The following is a 14,093-nucleotide window of genomic DNA, read 5'->3' as shown; positions in this document are numbered from 1 at the left end:
GCCATGATACTGGAAACCAAAAACTTATCTATAGGTTATCGAAAGCAGGCCCTCATCCAAAACCTCAATCTCCACCTTAAGCAGGGAGAACTGACCTGCCTTTTAGGGCCAAACGGTATAGGCAAGTCTACCCTTTTACATACGCTTACCGGCGTAATACCAGCAGTGTCAGGCGAAGCCTTCATTCAAGGGCAAGCTATCAATAAACTAACTCCACGGCAACTGGCCACTTGCATTGGCATGGTGCTTTCTCAAAAACTAACTCCGGTCAACCTAACTGTTTTTGAAATAGTTGCCTTGGGCAGAACACCCTACACCAACTGGTTAGGGCACCTTACCAAGCAGGACCAGATGGCCATACAAGTAGCTATGGAACTGGTAAAAGTTGAGGACTTCTCTTCCAGGTTCATCGGGGAGCTAAGCGATGGAGAACGACAACGTGTCATGATAGCCAAAGCTCTGGCACAGGATACACCGTTGCTGGTATTAGATGAGCCAACGGCACATCTGGATGTGAATAACCGGGTAAACCTGCTCACATTACTGAAGACATTGGCTAAGGAAACAGATAAAGCCATTCTGCTCTCTACCCATGAATTGGAAATGGCCATTCAGCTGGCTGACTCTGTTTGGCTCATTACAGAAGATCGAAACGTAATCGCCGGATCTGCCGAAGACCTGGTGCTGGCGGGCATGATGGAGAAAACCTTCAAAGGTGAAAATGTAGAGTTCGATAACCAGACCGGAAACTTTAAAATCAAATACGGACTCAACAAGCAAGTGAGTTTGCATGGCATGGGAACCACCGCTATCTGGACCAGAAAAGCTTTGGAAAAAGAGGGGTTTGAAATACTGGACAACGGCTACTGCGATATTCAAATTCATATAGGCCAGCATTCGGATAATAACTGGCTCATCAAAGCCAATAATAGCGAAGTGGAACTTAACTCCATACAAGAGCTGAAAACAGAACTAAGATCGATAACACAATATCAAAACTAACGGTATGGGAAAAGACCTGGGAAAAACTTCACACTGCATATTATTTTGCAACGGCGGATCGTGCAAAAGAAAAGGAGCTGAGGAGATCACATCAGAAATCAGGGCCTACATGAAGTCCGAGGGACTTTATAATCAGGTCCACACAGTAAAAACCATGTGTAATGGCCGGTGCGAAGATGCACCGACACTGATCGTAATGCCGGAAAACACCTGGTATAAAAACCTGACCGTAGAGAAGGGTATCGAATTGGTGGAGCAACATATTAAACTGGGCAAGCCGGTTAACAAAAACATCCTGTATGCTCCCGGTATGTCGCAGGTGGCATCAGACAACCCGCTTGCACCTCCCGAAGCCAAGTTTTTTGAAGAAGCAAACGATGCTGAGTTGGGTTTGGTATTCATGGCAAAGGCTGACCCTTGGGAGCAAAATCTCTACCCGATGCTCAAAGATATTTTTCAAAAGTATAAGGATGATGTTGAGCTGGTTATACCGCAGGTGTCACCAAAGGCTGTCAGCATTCCTGCAACCGTACAATTGAATTACGATCACAAATGGTTTACAGCCAGCACTGCCCAATGGCAGGTACAGTTAGCCATAGGTATACCTTCTAAAGATGATGGAATCGCTTACAAAAAACGTAGAATAGGCACTGCCGAAGCCTTTAGGTCTATAGACCAAAACCAGTATGGTGTCCGGTTTAAGAGTAAGGTTGGAGAAACCCAGCTTTTGGTATTTGACAACAGCAATGAAAAGCTGTTTTGGAGACACTTTTGCAAAATTTATTTGGAAATTAATGAGCCTGGCATGGTGGCTGTTACCAGTATTTGACAAAGTAAAAACTGCTTGTCATAATTAAGATGAACAGATCATCATTGTCAGTAATTTTTATACATTTGTTACGCTTTTGGTTTCCGGATTAGTTTCCGGAATTAAAAGGGAATCCTGTTAAAATCAGGAGCTATCTCCGTAGCTGTGTGTCCTGTTTCTATTAGAATCATGGCATTTGTTAACCAAGCCACTGTCCTAAAATATTGGGATGGGAAGGCAACAAATGTCGGGACGAGCCAGAAGACCTGCCTAAAGTATAATATTCATAGCTTTCGGACGAAAGGCTCATGGGTCGGTTCTAATTTATTTTAGGTACTTCCTCACATCGCTATTCTTCCTTTTGCTATGGTTTAGTAATTATTTAAACCATTGTAAAATGAAAAAAACATTCTTAGGATGCCTTTGCTTCCTATTATCCCTCTGCACCATGAGGGGCCATGCTCAATCTGACACTACTTCAAATGCTTTCTCACGAGAATTAGAGGAAATTGTAATTTCCGCCTCACGCGTGAAAGCCAAAGAAGAAGATCTGCCTCAACAGGTACAGGTCATCACAGACACTGAAATTCAGCAATCCGGCTCAAAAGATGTTGCTGACGTACTTAAAAAGAAAGCTGGTGTAGACGTGATCCAATACCCGGGCCTGCTTTCAGGTATAGGCATAAGAGGGTATCGCCCACAGTTTTCCGGCTTGAACCAGCGCAGCTTATTGCTGATCGACGGCCGACCTGCCGGCGCCACCAACCTGGCAACTATAGACCTCGATAACATTGAAAGTATTGAGGTGATCAAAGGAGCCGCCTCCTCATTGTACGGCTCTCAGGCCATGGGAGGTGTGGTGAATATTGTTACCAAAAAATCGGTAGGTGAAATCAAAAAATCGCTCTACGCCAGTTTTGGTAGCTATAATACTTTTGAGCTAGGCTTAAACGTAGGAGGAAACCTAAGTGAGCAACTGGACTTTGATATAAACCTGAAGCATCTTCAACAAGATAAAGACTACCGCCACGGACATGATAACCTCTTCAGGGATAAATTTGGCTGGGACGAAGCTACCAGAACATACTATAGCACCGATTATGAAGTAGATTCCACCACCGTGGCCAATGACGTTTATGGTGATGGTGAAGAGCGGGAATACACCACCTATCAATACCAAAGTGGTGGCATTCGCTTCGGATATCAATTTCACAGAAACTGGAGAGCCTCCATAAGTGGTACATTCTTTTCCGCAAGTAACGTGCAAACCCCGGGAGATTATTTTTACGGCAATACCAGCCAAAGCCTTAAAAACCCTTACCGCTACGGTGCAGACCTGAAAGTTGAGGGTAAAATAAATACCAATCACCAGATATCTTTAAGGGCCTATAATAGTTTGGAATATTCCGATTACAGGTCAGTAAGTGCAGGGATTGTTTCAGACTACGTTACCTCAAAGAGAACTAATAAATGGGTGGGCTTTCAATTGCAGGGCAGCTATAACATTGGTAAACACATATTAACCTATGGTTTTGATTATAACAGGTCTAACACGACATCGGAAAGTTTCAATTCAAATGATGGCTCAGAAAAAGCGCCCAACTCACCAAACTACGGTATTTACTCAACGGCCATATTTGCCCAGGCTCACCTGAAACTTTTGAATGACAAGTTATTCGCCACACTCGGAACCCGGGTAGATAACATCACCTTCGATGTAAAGGAGACCCGGTTTTTAGATACTTATAAAGGTGCCGAGGAGTCGCACCAGGTATTCAATCCTAGTCTTGGACTAAAATACAAACTCCCAAAAAACTTTGATATACATGCAAGTGCAGGGAGTGCATTCGTAACTCCGGATGCCTATAACGTGGCAGGCTATAGTATCAGCGGACCAGGTAGGGAAGTTAATGTTAAGGGCAAGGTAAACATTTCCTATGGCAACCCTGATTTAGAGCCGGAAAGGGGCATCACAATAGATGGAGGCGTAGGCTACTTAAATAAAAAGAACGGGTTAAGTGCCGATGTTACCTATTTCAGCACCCGCGTAAAGGACCGCATCACTCAAGGGCCAACAGTAACATCAAATACAATCGAGATTACCCATGAGGGCGACACCATAGCCTCCACCACTACCTACATCAATGCAGAAGCTGCTACCATGTCCGGCCTGGAAACTTCAGTATCCTGGGATTTTGGTGCACTGGCAGGTTACGAATATTCCTTCAAAATATTTGTAAATGCGGTAAAATATATCAAACTGGAAGAAGAATTCCGTAATACCGCATATACTCAGGAAAATAAAATATCAACCAAGAAGGTGCACAATGTAGCGGACCTGACGCTTACCTATGGCCTGGAATACACCAACTATAAGTTTGATGCCCGCCTGGCTGCCCGGTATGTAGGCAGCCGATATGATACGGACTGGACGGATTATATCAACCGGCCGGAAATAGAATATCCGGCTTTTATGTTGCTTGATTTCTCCATCGCCTTTCCGGTAAATGAAAATGGCAGACTCATGATATTGGCCAATAACATCACCGATGAAAACTATTACGAAAAGCGAGGTTTTAACATGCCCGGCCGCAATATGCAGGTAAAATACACCCACAATTTCTAATTAAGATATGCTGATGAATACCATAGAAAAACCCCAAACCATAACTACGCTGGACGGCGCTCAGGAGGAAGTATTTCCTGTGGCATGTGAAGAGGAAATACTATTTGATCTTTTAGAAGACATCTTCAGCAACTACTGGCAGCAAATTCGTTTTGGCACTCTGTGTCAGGGTGCCGCCTGGGAGGTAGGTGCCCCTAACGCTCCTACCAAAATCTCGCTACTCGATGGATATCTGACCGTTGATTTTGGCCCCTGGCATTTTCATGTCTGTATTGGAGAAAACAATGGTACACGCCAGGCCCCAACTTCAGAGGAATTGAAAAAGCTACGCAAATGTAGCCGTGCAGAATTTTACAGGCGACTAAATAAGGATGGCAACCCTTCAAGTTGGGATTCAGAAGCTTCAATGGAGCAGGCGAGAATCAGATCACTGTATTCTTTCCCAACCCATATTATGACCTCTTCCCCAAGTTTAAAAGGCAAAAAGATCCTAAATGGGAAAAACTGGACATGTGGAATACGCTAAGAAATAAACACCTGGGGCTTGAAGAAGACCCGAAAGATACACAGGGAGGTTTCAAAGCCTGCACAAGTTAATTCAGATGAAAAACAAAAGATTATTTCCGTTTTCGGCTATTGTAGGGCAGGATGATTTCAAACTGGCACTCACGCTTTGCGTTATTGACCCCACCATAGGCGGAGTGCTGGCTTATGGAGATAAAGGAACTGGTAAAACAACACTGGTCAGGTCATTGGCCCAACTGATGAGTGACGATGAGCAGCCCTTTCCGTTCATCAACCTCCCGATTGGCGCCACGGAAGACAGGGTGCTCGGGCATGTGGATATAGAAAAACTGATCAACGATAAAAAGCAGGTTGTACAGAAAGGTCTCCTGGCGCAGGCTCATGGTGGTATTTTATATATCGATGAGATCAACCTGCTCAATGACTACCTGATGGACATATTACTCGATGCTTCATCAACAGGCAGCTACTTCCTGGAAAGGGACGGGATATCGCATACTTTTGAAAGTTCGTTTTGCCTGGCAGGGACTATGAATCCTGAAGAGGGTGATTTAAGACCTCAATTGCAAGATCGCTTTGGCCTTTGCCTGGATATCTCCACACCTGTAGATCCAGAAATACGTATAGCCATTACCAAAAGCAGGGTTGAGTTTGACACAAACCCTGAAGTGTTTTGTGAACGCTTTAAAGAAAATGATCAGGTACTGAAGTCCAGTATTATTCAGGCCAGGACTTCGCTGAGTGATGTTGAAATACCGGAAACCTGCATTGCCGAAGCATCAAAAATAGCCCTTGAACATCAGGTAGAAGGTATGAGAGCGGATATCCTTATTATAAAGACCGCCCGGGCATATGCCGCACTGCATAACAGATCGGCCATTGAAAACGAAGACATTCAAAAAGTAGCGCCTTTCGTACTCAGGCATCGATCGCAAAAGCAACCAAATGCCAAACCAAACAACGGCTCTGCACCGCAAGATGACGCAAAAAAAAAGCCCCGTCTGATCTTATGAATGCTAATAACACATCCGGAAACAGATCGCCTGAACAGCAATTCAATGCAATGGTCACCCATGCTAGTTTATCCTTGCGACCGGATGGGGGTCAAAAATCCAAACATGGGTTCGAGATCAAAGATGTAACCTCTGGTGACCATACCCTTAAACCCAGCCATCGGTTTGTACAAACACGCGATCTGCTGCAAACAGTCAACCATTATTTACTGCACGATCGGTTTGAGTTAAAACAAAAGAAGACTTCCCATAATGCTGCTCCACTTATAATTTTCCTCATAGACTCCAGCAGCTCCATGGCGAAGAATAAAATGATTGCTTATGTAAAAGGGCTGATAGAGAACACCGCTAAAAAACATAACCGACAGTCTTTAAAATATGCTTTGATTGCTTTGCTACAAGGCGAGTCTCAGCTCATATTTCCTCCGGGCAAAAGTAAAGAGTTGCTCTTTCAGTCGCTTGAAGATCTAAAAACCGGCGGGCAAACCAATATGGCCTCGGGTATTCGAAAAGTTTATGAGGTGATTAGAAAGCAAAAGGGCTCCGACATAGTTAAGCTTTTCATTTTAACAGATGGAAAAATTAATAAAGGCAAAACATCAACTCCGTTTGAAGAAGCAGTACAACTACACAAACAGCTGCTTGGCTCCTTAAAGTCTGTAACGGTTGTCGATACCGAATCAGGTTTTGTGAAACTTCAAATGGCGAAAGATTTTGCTAATAGTATAAAAGCCAATTACAAAACACTTGAGATATGATGGACTTGTACGATGTAATATTCAAAAGAAGAGATACACGACACTTTACCTCAGAACCTGTACCCGATGAAGTACTGGAAAAGGCACTGCAAGCAGGGCATGCCGCCCCGTCTGTAGGTTTATCTGAGCCATCAAGGTATTACATCATAGAAGATCAGCCACTAAAACAGAAAATCAAAAACCTGTTTGACTCCTCGCGCCAGCAGGCCGAAAATCAAATAGCAGACCCGGACAAACTGGACAAACACCAATCTCTTAAACTGGAAGCGATCACCTCGGCACCCGTCGGCCTGGTAATAGCTACCGACCTATCCGTGCTGGATGAATATGTGATTGGCACCATAGGCACTTCCGAGACCTTAACCTGGAGCACGGCCTGTGCCATACAAAACATCTGGCTTTCCCTCACGGAGCAAGGGTACTCCATGGGGTGGGTCTCCATATTAGACTATATAGCGTTTAAGGAGCTCTTAAATTTACCTGAAATCGTAAAACCACTTGGATATTTCTGCATAGGCAAACCCGCAGATGACTATGATAACCGTCCTATGCTGGAAACGCACAACTGGAAGAGAAAAAGCTCTGCTCCACATGTAGTTAAAATAACTCAGGGGCTATGAATAAACCTCAGTTTGTCATAGCAGCGCCAACCAGCAACGCTGGAAAAACCACATTAACACTGGGCTTGTTGCGGGCACTTTGTAATCGGGGGCAGCGGGTACATCCGTTCAAGTGTGGACCTGATTATATAGATCCCAAATTTCATCAGTTGGCCGCTAAGCACTTAAGCCGAAACCTTGATCTGTATATGATGGATGACGGTGAGCTGGAGTCATGTTATAACAGACACCTTCAATCCGCAGACATGGCCTGTATTGAAGGTGTGATGGGACTATTTGACGGCGCACGTAAAGCCGCTGGAAGCACCGCCGAAATTGCCAAAAAACTGCAACTCCCTGTGGTGCTGATTGTCAACGCCAAAGCCGTGGCCTATTCAGTGGCTCCCTTACTCTATGGCTTTAAAAACTTTGACAGCGAGGTGGAAATTGCCGGAGTAATCTTCAATCAGGTAAATACCGAAAGTCATTATCAGTTTTTAAAAGATGCCTGCGATGATGTCGGGGTTACCGCTTTGGGTTATTTGCCGTGGGTAGATAAAATCGAAATACCCTCCAGACACCTGGGCCTTTCTATTGCAAACCTCTCCACGTACGAACCCACTATAGAGCTGATTGCCGGGCAGCTTGAAAAAACGGTTGATATAGAACTGCTATTAAAACTTACCAACAGACCATCTCAGGAAGTTGTAAACCCTCCAACGGAAGCATCCGGGCCAAACTTAAAAATAGCAATCGCCCAAGATGAAGCATTTAATTTTACTTACCAGCAGAATTTGGAAACTCTCGAAGCCATGGGAGAGGTAAAATTTTTCAGTCCATTGCACGACGATGCCTTGCCGGAAGCTGATCTCACCTATCTACCGGGAGGCTACCCTGAGTGCTATCTGGAGCAACTTTCTGCCAACACCAAAATGTTGGAAAGTATCAAAAACTATGCAACTAACCATGGCCGCATCATTGCCGAATGCGGTGGATTAATGTATCTGAGTCGATCAATCATAGATGAAGAGGGGCGCACATTTTCCATGTCAGGAGTATTTGATTTCTACACGTCGATGGAGCATTCAAAGCTGAGTCTGGGTTACAGAGAATTGCCCCTTGAGCATGGCTGTTTAAAAGGACACGAATTTCACTATTCCACCATTTTTAATGATCAGGACACTGCCTTTACAGGCGGCCTCCTTAGTGCCAGAGACCTTCCGGTAAATACTAAAATTTATCGGTACAAGCGTGTACTGGCATCCTATGTACATTTCTACTTAGGCTCAGTTCAACATGTCAATCAATTATTAAACTTAACCATAACCACTATACAAACATGAAAATATACACTCGTAAAGGAGACAAAGGCCATACAGGCGTATTTGGAGGGAAAAGAGAGTTTAAAAATTCTCCCAGAATAGAATGCCTGGGCACACTTGATGAAGCCAACTCCACTATTGGACTACTCAGAGCAAAGCTGGGAGATGACCACGAATGGCAACCCAACTTACATAAAATTCAAAAAGACTTGATGGACATGATGTCTCACCTGGCCAGGCCATCTATCTCCACAAAGGAAAACAAAAACGCAAGACCCACGGATGGCGCTGAATTTTGTGAAGCCTGGATCGATGAAATGGAAAATGATATGTCCAGTCCATCAGACTATTTTCTGCTACCCGGAGGAAACGAAATTTCTGCGCTTTGCCATGTAGTGCGCACGCAGATCAGGCGTGGAGAGCGCAGGCTGGTATCCCTCATTCATGAAGATCCCGAGTGTGTGGAAGATTACGTGTCGGGCTATATCAACCGATTATCCGACCTGTTTTTCACCATGGCTCGCAGCGAAATGGACAAGCACGGCGTGGCGGAAGAAAAATGGAACCTGTTTTTATACAAACGCAAAAAATCAACAACAGAAGTTAAATAAGTAACCCATGAAAAAAATACCTATTACCATCATCACCGGATTTCTCGGTGTAGGAAAAACCACACTCGTTCACAACATGCTAAAAAATGCAAACGGCAAACGTATCGCTGTTTTGGTCAATGAATTTGGAGAAGTGGGTGTAGACGGAGAGTTGATAAAATCTGGCTGTGGCGATGAAGAGTGCAATATGATTGAGCTGGCCAACGGGTGTATTTGCTGCACCGTGCAGGAAGAGTTTCTCCCTTCGATGCTTGAACTGATCGAACGCAAGGAAGACATCGACCATATAGTGATTGAAACCTCAGGACTCGCCATGCCCAAGCCCTTAGTAAGAGCGGTGAGCTGGCCCGATCTCAAGCCTCACATAACTATTGACGCCGTGATCACCGTTGTGGATGCTGTAGGTTTAGCCACTGGAGAAATTTGTGACAGGGAAAAGGTACAGAAACAGCGCCTGGCAGATGACTCTTTAGACCATGAAACGTCTATCGAAGAGTTGTTTTTAGATCAGTTAACCTGTGCAGACCTCGTATTGATCAGCAAAACTGATCTGATAGATGATGAGAAATTGCAAGAGATAGAGGGGGTGATCAAAGAAAAAGCACGGACCAATACGAAGATCATTCCGGTAACGAATGGTGAAATTGATAACGGATTACTTCTTGGGATTGAAGCTTCTGCTGAAGATGATTTGGATAACAGGCACTCTATACATGAGCACCATCACGAACATGGGCATGATCATGACCACGATGATGATATTAACACCCTAATCATCGAATACCCGGAAACTCAGGACATCAAGCAATTGGTTAAAACCCTAAACCAGTGGGTAAAAGACAACGAGATCTACCGCATCAAGGGGTTTGTAAATATTCCTGATAAGCCTATGCGCATGGTATTGCAGGGAGTTGGAAGTCGCTTCGACTATTACTTTGACCGAAACTGGAAACAAGACGAAGAAAGAAAAACCCGACTTGTTGTGATCGGCAGATGCCTGGACGCAAAAGGTCTGGAGCCTCAAACAGAAAGTTCGTTACTATAAAAATTTAGCCTTATGCATCTGATTGCAACAATACCCGGAGGGTGGAACCCTAACGATGAGGGAGTCTTTTATGTGGAACAACAGCCGGGTGATATCTTATTTCTTTCAGCAAGCGATACAGAAATCAAGACTGCAAATGATGCCTACAGGCAATTAGGTGATCAATATGAAAATCTACCCTCCTTCAGGCTTGCCAACCTAACTTACTTTAAGCAGGAGCTAAGCATCGATACGTATATCGATGAAGTGGCTTCAGAGGCTAAAATAATTGTGCTTAGGTTGCTGGGGGGTAAATCATACTTTTCCTATCTCTGCGAAGCATTTGTAGAAATTGCCGAAGAGAGAGGAATAAAGGTCATATTTATTCCAGGGTACGACCAGCCCGACATGGAACTTATGGAGCTTTCCAACGTGCCACTGGCGCTGGTCAATAAGTACTGGCAGTATTGCATGGCAGGTGGGGTACATAATTTGACAGAAGGCCTAAAACTGCTCCTTAATGAGTTCTTTTCATTCAAATTACCGCTTGCCGGCATATCGGATGTGCCTTCCATGTTTCTTTACCACCACAAAAGAGGCATACTCAAAGGTTTTCAGCCTGATTCGAACCAGCATCAGGTACTTATTTTAAGTTACAGGGCTCACTTTCTGGCCAATAATTTGCAACCGCTTCATGCACTTTCCGAGCAGCTTGAAAAACACGGTGTAGAACCAGTGGTACTCATGGCATTAAGCTTTCGCGACGAAAACATCGGCCGGGAAATCCATCAACTGCTTACTCGTATCAACTATAAACCTGAGGTGATCATCAATACTACGGGATTTGCCTTCAATAACTTTGGTGATCACGCGAATGGATTTTTCGATCAGCTAAAGAAGCCAGTGATACAGGCCATATTCGCCTCATGTAACAGGCAAAGTTGGGAAGAAGGTCAATTTGGGCTGCCTCCCACTGATGTGGCCATGAACATTGCCCTGCCCGAGGTTGATGGCAAGATCATTACCACGGCCATTTCATTTAAAGAGTCCACGGGAAAAGACGAAGTGACGGACTCTGATATAATCACCTACGTACCTCATGACCAGGGCTGCGAGTTTGTAGCTCGGTTTGCCTCCAGGTGGATCAGCCTGCAGAGAAAGGAAAACTGTGAGAAAAGGGTTGCGCTTATCATGCCCAATTACCCCAACAAAAACAGCCGGCTAGCCAATGGTGTTGGACTGGACACGCCTGCCAGTACTGTACAGATCATAAAGGCATTACAAAAAGCCGGGTATGATACGGGCGATGATATTCCGGAAACTGATCGTGAACTGATAGAGCTGCTAACACGCTATATTACCAACGAACCTGATTCCCATTTACTAAAGGATGCAGAAGTGTGGATTGATGAGCACGCATTTTTCAGTTACTATAATCAGGTTTCCAAAACACTAAGAGAAAAAATAGAGACGCAATGGGGCCATCCCTACGACTCGCCTAGCTATAAAAGTGGAAAGTTTACACTGCCGGGGTTTTGTCTGGGCAATTTATTTGTAAGCATCCAGCCAGGCAGAGGATACAATATCGATATACAGGCGACCTACCATTCGCCTGACCTTGCACCGCCGTACGATTACCTGGCTTATTACTTTTGGGTACAGCATGAGTTTAAGGCCGATGCCTTAATTCATATAGGAAAACACGGCAACCTCGAATGGCTTCCGGGGAAAAGCGTGGCACTCAACCCGGAAAGCTGTTTTCCTGCAAGCATTTTAGGTACCATTCCGCATTTCTATCCGTTCATTATCAACGATCCTGGTGAAGGAACTCAGGCCAAAAGAAGAAATCAGGCAATAATTATAGATCACCTTATCCCTCCACTGACCCGGGCAGATGCCTACGGAGACCTGCTCAAACTGGAACAGCTGATAGATGAGTACTACGAAGCTGCTTTGCTTGATCCCAAAAGAGCGAGCTTTATAAAAAACAACATCGAAAAGCTGGTAAAGTCTACTTCGCTCAAAACAGACCTGAACAGCCATACTGATGATATTGATGAATTGCTTGAAACCATTGACGGCTATTTGTGCGAACTAAAAGAAGCACAGATCAGGGGCGGACTCCATATACTGGGACAGGTGCCTCAAAAGGAAAAACTGACAGACCTGATGGTTGCACTTCATCGCATACCCTCGTCTGGCCTCCCGGGATTCACACAAGCGCTTGCTCAAGATCTGCAACTCGACTTTGATCCACTCAATTGTGCATACGAAGAAACGTATGGAAAAGACATTGAAGGCGTACACTGTCGTACCTTGGGCAAGGCCGTTGAAAGGCTGGAGGAGTTGGCAAAAAAGTTACTGACGAGAGAGTGGGAGATGAAGCCTGCTTCGCTACCGAAAACCATAGAGGTTAAAACTTACCTGGAAAATGTAACACTGCCCAAGGTACAACGCACCACGGAAGAACTTGACAACTTACTCACAGGTTTGAACGGCAGGTACGTTCCAGCAGGTGGTTCAGGAGCTCCCACACGAGGGAGACTGGATGTACTGCCCACCGGCAGAAATTTCTACTCTGTTGATGTGCGTACCATACCTTCTCCATCAGCCTATGCGCTGGGTAAAAAAAGTGCACAAAACCTGATAGACCGGTACTTGCAGGAAAACGGTGAATTTCCAACGTCCATTGGGGTTTCCGTCTGGGGTACCGCTACTATGCGAACCGGAGGAGACGACATTGCGCAGGCACTCGCATTAATAGGGGTTGCGCCCATTTGGGAAGGGGCCAACAGGCGGGTAAAAGATTTTAAGGTGCTTTCTCTCATGGAGCTGAAACGACCACGGGTAGATGTGATGTTGCGTATCTCCGGTTTTTTCAGAGATGCATTCCCCGATACTATAGCCCTCTTTAATGCGGCCATAGATAAGGTGGCTCATCTCGATGAACCCGATAGTGAAAACCCAATAAGGGCACGATATAAAAAAGAAAAAGGGGACTGGATAAGCAAAGGTTTGTCAGAGGCACAAGCTGAAGAACGCTCACTATACCGGGTGTTTGGTTCCAAACCGGGCGCTTATGGAGCAGGCCTTCAAGGTGTGATCGATGAACAAAACTGGTCTACCACCGAGGACTTGGCCAGGGTGTATATGAACTGGAGCGGCTATGCTTACTATGGCAAAAAGAATGAAGGCCGATCGGCTCACGCTGTGTTTGAGTCCCGACTGGCTACTATAGAGGTAGTGATGCAAAATCAGGACAACCGCGAACATGACATTCTGGACTCTGACGATTACTACCAGTTTCAGGGAGGTATGGCAGCAGCAGTACAAAGCCAGAAAGGCAGCCAACCTGAAATTTATTTTGGTGACCATTCAAGACCTGAAAACCCAAGGGTACAAACACTAAAAGAAGAACTCCTTAAAGTATACCGTTCCAGAGCCATCAACCCCAAATGGATCATGGGCATGCAGGACCATGGATACAAAGGAGCTTTTGAAATGGCTGCCACTATGGATTATCTCTTTGCCTATGATGCCACTACCAACCTGATCGAAGACTTCATGTACCAGGGCATCACCGAAGCATACCTTTTCGACGAACAGAATCAGGAATTTATTCGAAAAAACAATAAGTGGGCACTGAAAGATATGTCTGAACGTATGTTGGAGGCTATACAGCGCGGTATGTGGCAAAATCCTGATGAGCAAACCATAGAGCAGCTTAAAAAGATATTTCTCGAATCAGAGTCTGATATAGAGTAAAGCTATTCTATGCTTTTTGATACAACAACAATAAAAGGGT

At 44.8% G+C, this 14,093-nt stretch carries 10 protein-coding genes, 1 pseudogene and 1 riboswitch; all 11 genes and pseudogenes read left to right on the top strand.

All coding sequences use genetic code 11. The annotated features are described in order from the left end of the window. Window positions 1-3: 3 nt before the first annotated feature. The 11 genes and pseudogenes from LVD17_RS09240 to cobN all read left to right on the top strand — a co-directional run bounded on the left by LVD17_RS09240 (window position 4) and on the right by cobN (window position 14,053). The gene (locus LVD17_RS09240; protein ID WP_233766268.1) at window positions 4-1,002 is read left to right on the top strand and encodes an ABC transporter ATP-binding protein; all 999 of its coding nucleotides are present in this window, start codon (window positions 4-6) and stop codon (window positions 1,000-1,002) included. Between the two features lie 4 nt (window positions 1,003-1,006). After that, the gene (locus tag LVD17_RS09235) at window positions 1,007-1,831 is read left to right on the top strand and encodes a (2Fe-2S) ferredoxin domain-containing protein (protein ID WP_233766267.1); all 825 of its coding nucleotides are present in this window, start codon (window positions 1,007-1,009) and stop codon (window positions 1,829-1,831) included. Window positions 1,832-1,891: 60 nt separating this feature from the next. Continuing rightward, a riboswitch (cobalamin riboswitch) is annotated at window positions 1,892-2,098 on the top strand. 109 nt (window positions 2,099-2,207) lie between these two features. Beyond that, window positions 2,208-4,436 (top strand): TonB-dependent receptor plug domain-containing protein, encoded by a 2,229-nt coding sequence (locus LVD17_RS09230; RefSeq protein ID WP_233766266.1) that lies wholly within the window; start codon window positions 2,208-2,210, stop codon window positions 4,434-4,436. Between the two features lie 7 nt (window positions 4,437-4,443). Further along, window positions 4,444-5,033 (top strand): annotated as a pseudogene (locus LVD17_RS09225) (DUF7676 family protein). A gap of 5 nt (window positions 5,034-5,038) precedes the next feature. Next, on the top strand, window positions 5,039-5,974 hold the full coding sequence (locus LVD17_RS09220; protein WP_233766264.1) for a magnesium chelatase ATPase subunit I: 936 nt from the start codon (window positions 5,039-5,041) through the stop codon (window positions 5,972-5,974). Continuing rightward, a complete protein-coding gene (locus tag LVD17_RS09215) occupies window positions 5,971-6,732 on the top strand; it encodes a VWA domain-containing protein (protein WP_233766263.1) in 762 nt (253 codons plus the stop codon). The genes LVD17_RS09220 and LVD17_RS09215 overlap by 4 nt, the downstream gene beginning before the upstream one ends. Beyond that, window positions 6,729-7,352, top strand: coding sequence for a 5,6-dimethylbenzimidazole synthase (bluB, locus tag LVD17_RS09210; protein ID WP_233766262.1), 624 nt, complete (start codon window positions 6,729-6,731; stop codon window positions 7,350-7,352). Before LVD17_RS09215 ends, bluB begins: the two co-directional genes overlap by 4 nt. Continuing rightward, window positions 7,349-8,674, top strand: a complete 1,326-nt coding sequence (locus tag LVD17_RS09205) for a cobyrinic acid a,c-diamide synthase CobB (protein WP_233766261.1) — start codon at window positions 7,349-7,351, stop codon at window positions 8,672-8,674. The genes bluB and LVD17_RS09205 overlap by 4 nt, the downstream gene beginning before the upstream one ends. Next, complete coding sequence (locus tag LVD17_RS09200; RefSeq protein ID WP_233766260.1) at window positions 8,671-9,264, top strand: cob(I)yrinic acid a,c-diamide adenosyltransferase; 594 nt, start codon at window positions 8,671-8,673, stop codon at window positions 9,262-9,264. The genes LVD17_RS09205 and LVD17_RS09200 overlap by 4 nt, the downstream gene beginning before the upstream one ends. A gap of 7 nt (window positions 9,265-9,271) precedes the next feature. Next, window positions 9,272-10,309, top strand: coding sequence for a cobalamin biosynthesis protein CobW (gene cobW / locus LVD17_RS09195; RefSeq protein WP_233766259.1), 1,038 nt, complete (start codon window positions 9,272-9,274; stop codon window positions 10,307-10,309). Window positions 10,310-10,321: 12 nt separating this feature from the next. Next, window positions 10,322-14,053, top strand: coding sequence for a cobaltochelatase subunit CobN (gene cobN, locus LVD17_RS09190; protein WP_233766258.1), 3,732 nt, complete (start codon window positions 10,322-10,324; stop codon window positions 14,051-14,053). Window positions 14,054-14,093 lie beyond the last annotated feature (40 nt).

The organism is Fulvivirga ulvae (assembly GCF_021389975.1).
GTDB lineage: Bacteria > Bacteroidota > Bacteroidia > Cytophagales > Cyclobacteriaceae > Fulvivirga > Fulvivirga ulvae.
The sequence above is the reverse complement of the archived record's forward strand: the minus strand, read 5'-3'. Positions and strand labels throughout refer to the sequence as shown.

Bases quoted from the DNA above. Each gene is read 5' to 3' on its own strand.
- LVD17_RS09240 (WP_233766268.1), top strand. From the start codon at position 4: ATGATACTGGAAACCAAAAACTTATCTATAGGTTATCGAAAGCAGGCC.
- LVD17_RS09235 (WP_233766267.1), top strand. From the start codon at position 1,007: ATGGGAAAAGACCTGGGAAAAACTTCACACTGCATATTATTTTGCAAC.
- LVD17_RS09230 (WP_233766266.1), top strand. From the start codon at position 2,208: ATGAAAAAAACATTCTTAGGATGCCTTTGCTTCCTATTATCCCTCTGC.
- LVD17_RS09220 (WP_233766264.1), top strand. From the start codon at position 5,039: ATGAAAAACAAAAGATTATTTCCGTTTTCGGCTATTGTAGGGCAGGAT.
- LVD17_RS09215 (WP_233766263.1), top strand. From the start codon at position 5,971: ATGAATGCTAATAACACATCCGGAAACAGATCGCCTGAACAGCAATTC.
- bluB (WP_233766262.1), top strand. From the start codon at position 6,729: ATGATGGACTTGTACGATGTAATATTCAAAAGAAGAGATACACGACAC.
- LVD17_RS09205 (WP_233766261.1), top strand. From the start codon at position 7,349: ATGAATAAACCTCAGTTTGTCATAGCAGCGCCAACCAGCAACGCTGGA.
- LVD17_RS09200 (WP_233766260.1), top strand. From the start codon at position 8,671: ATGAAAATATACACTCGTAAAGGAGACAAAGGCCATACAGGCGTATTT.
- cobW (WP_233766259.1), top strand. From the start codon at position 9,272: ATGAAAAAAATACCTATTACCATCATCACCGGATTTCTCGGTGTAGGA.
- cobN (WP_233766258.1), top strand. From the start codon at position 10,322: ATGCATCTGATTGCAACAATACCCGGAGGGTGGAACCCTAACGATGAG.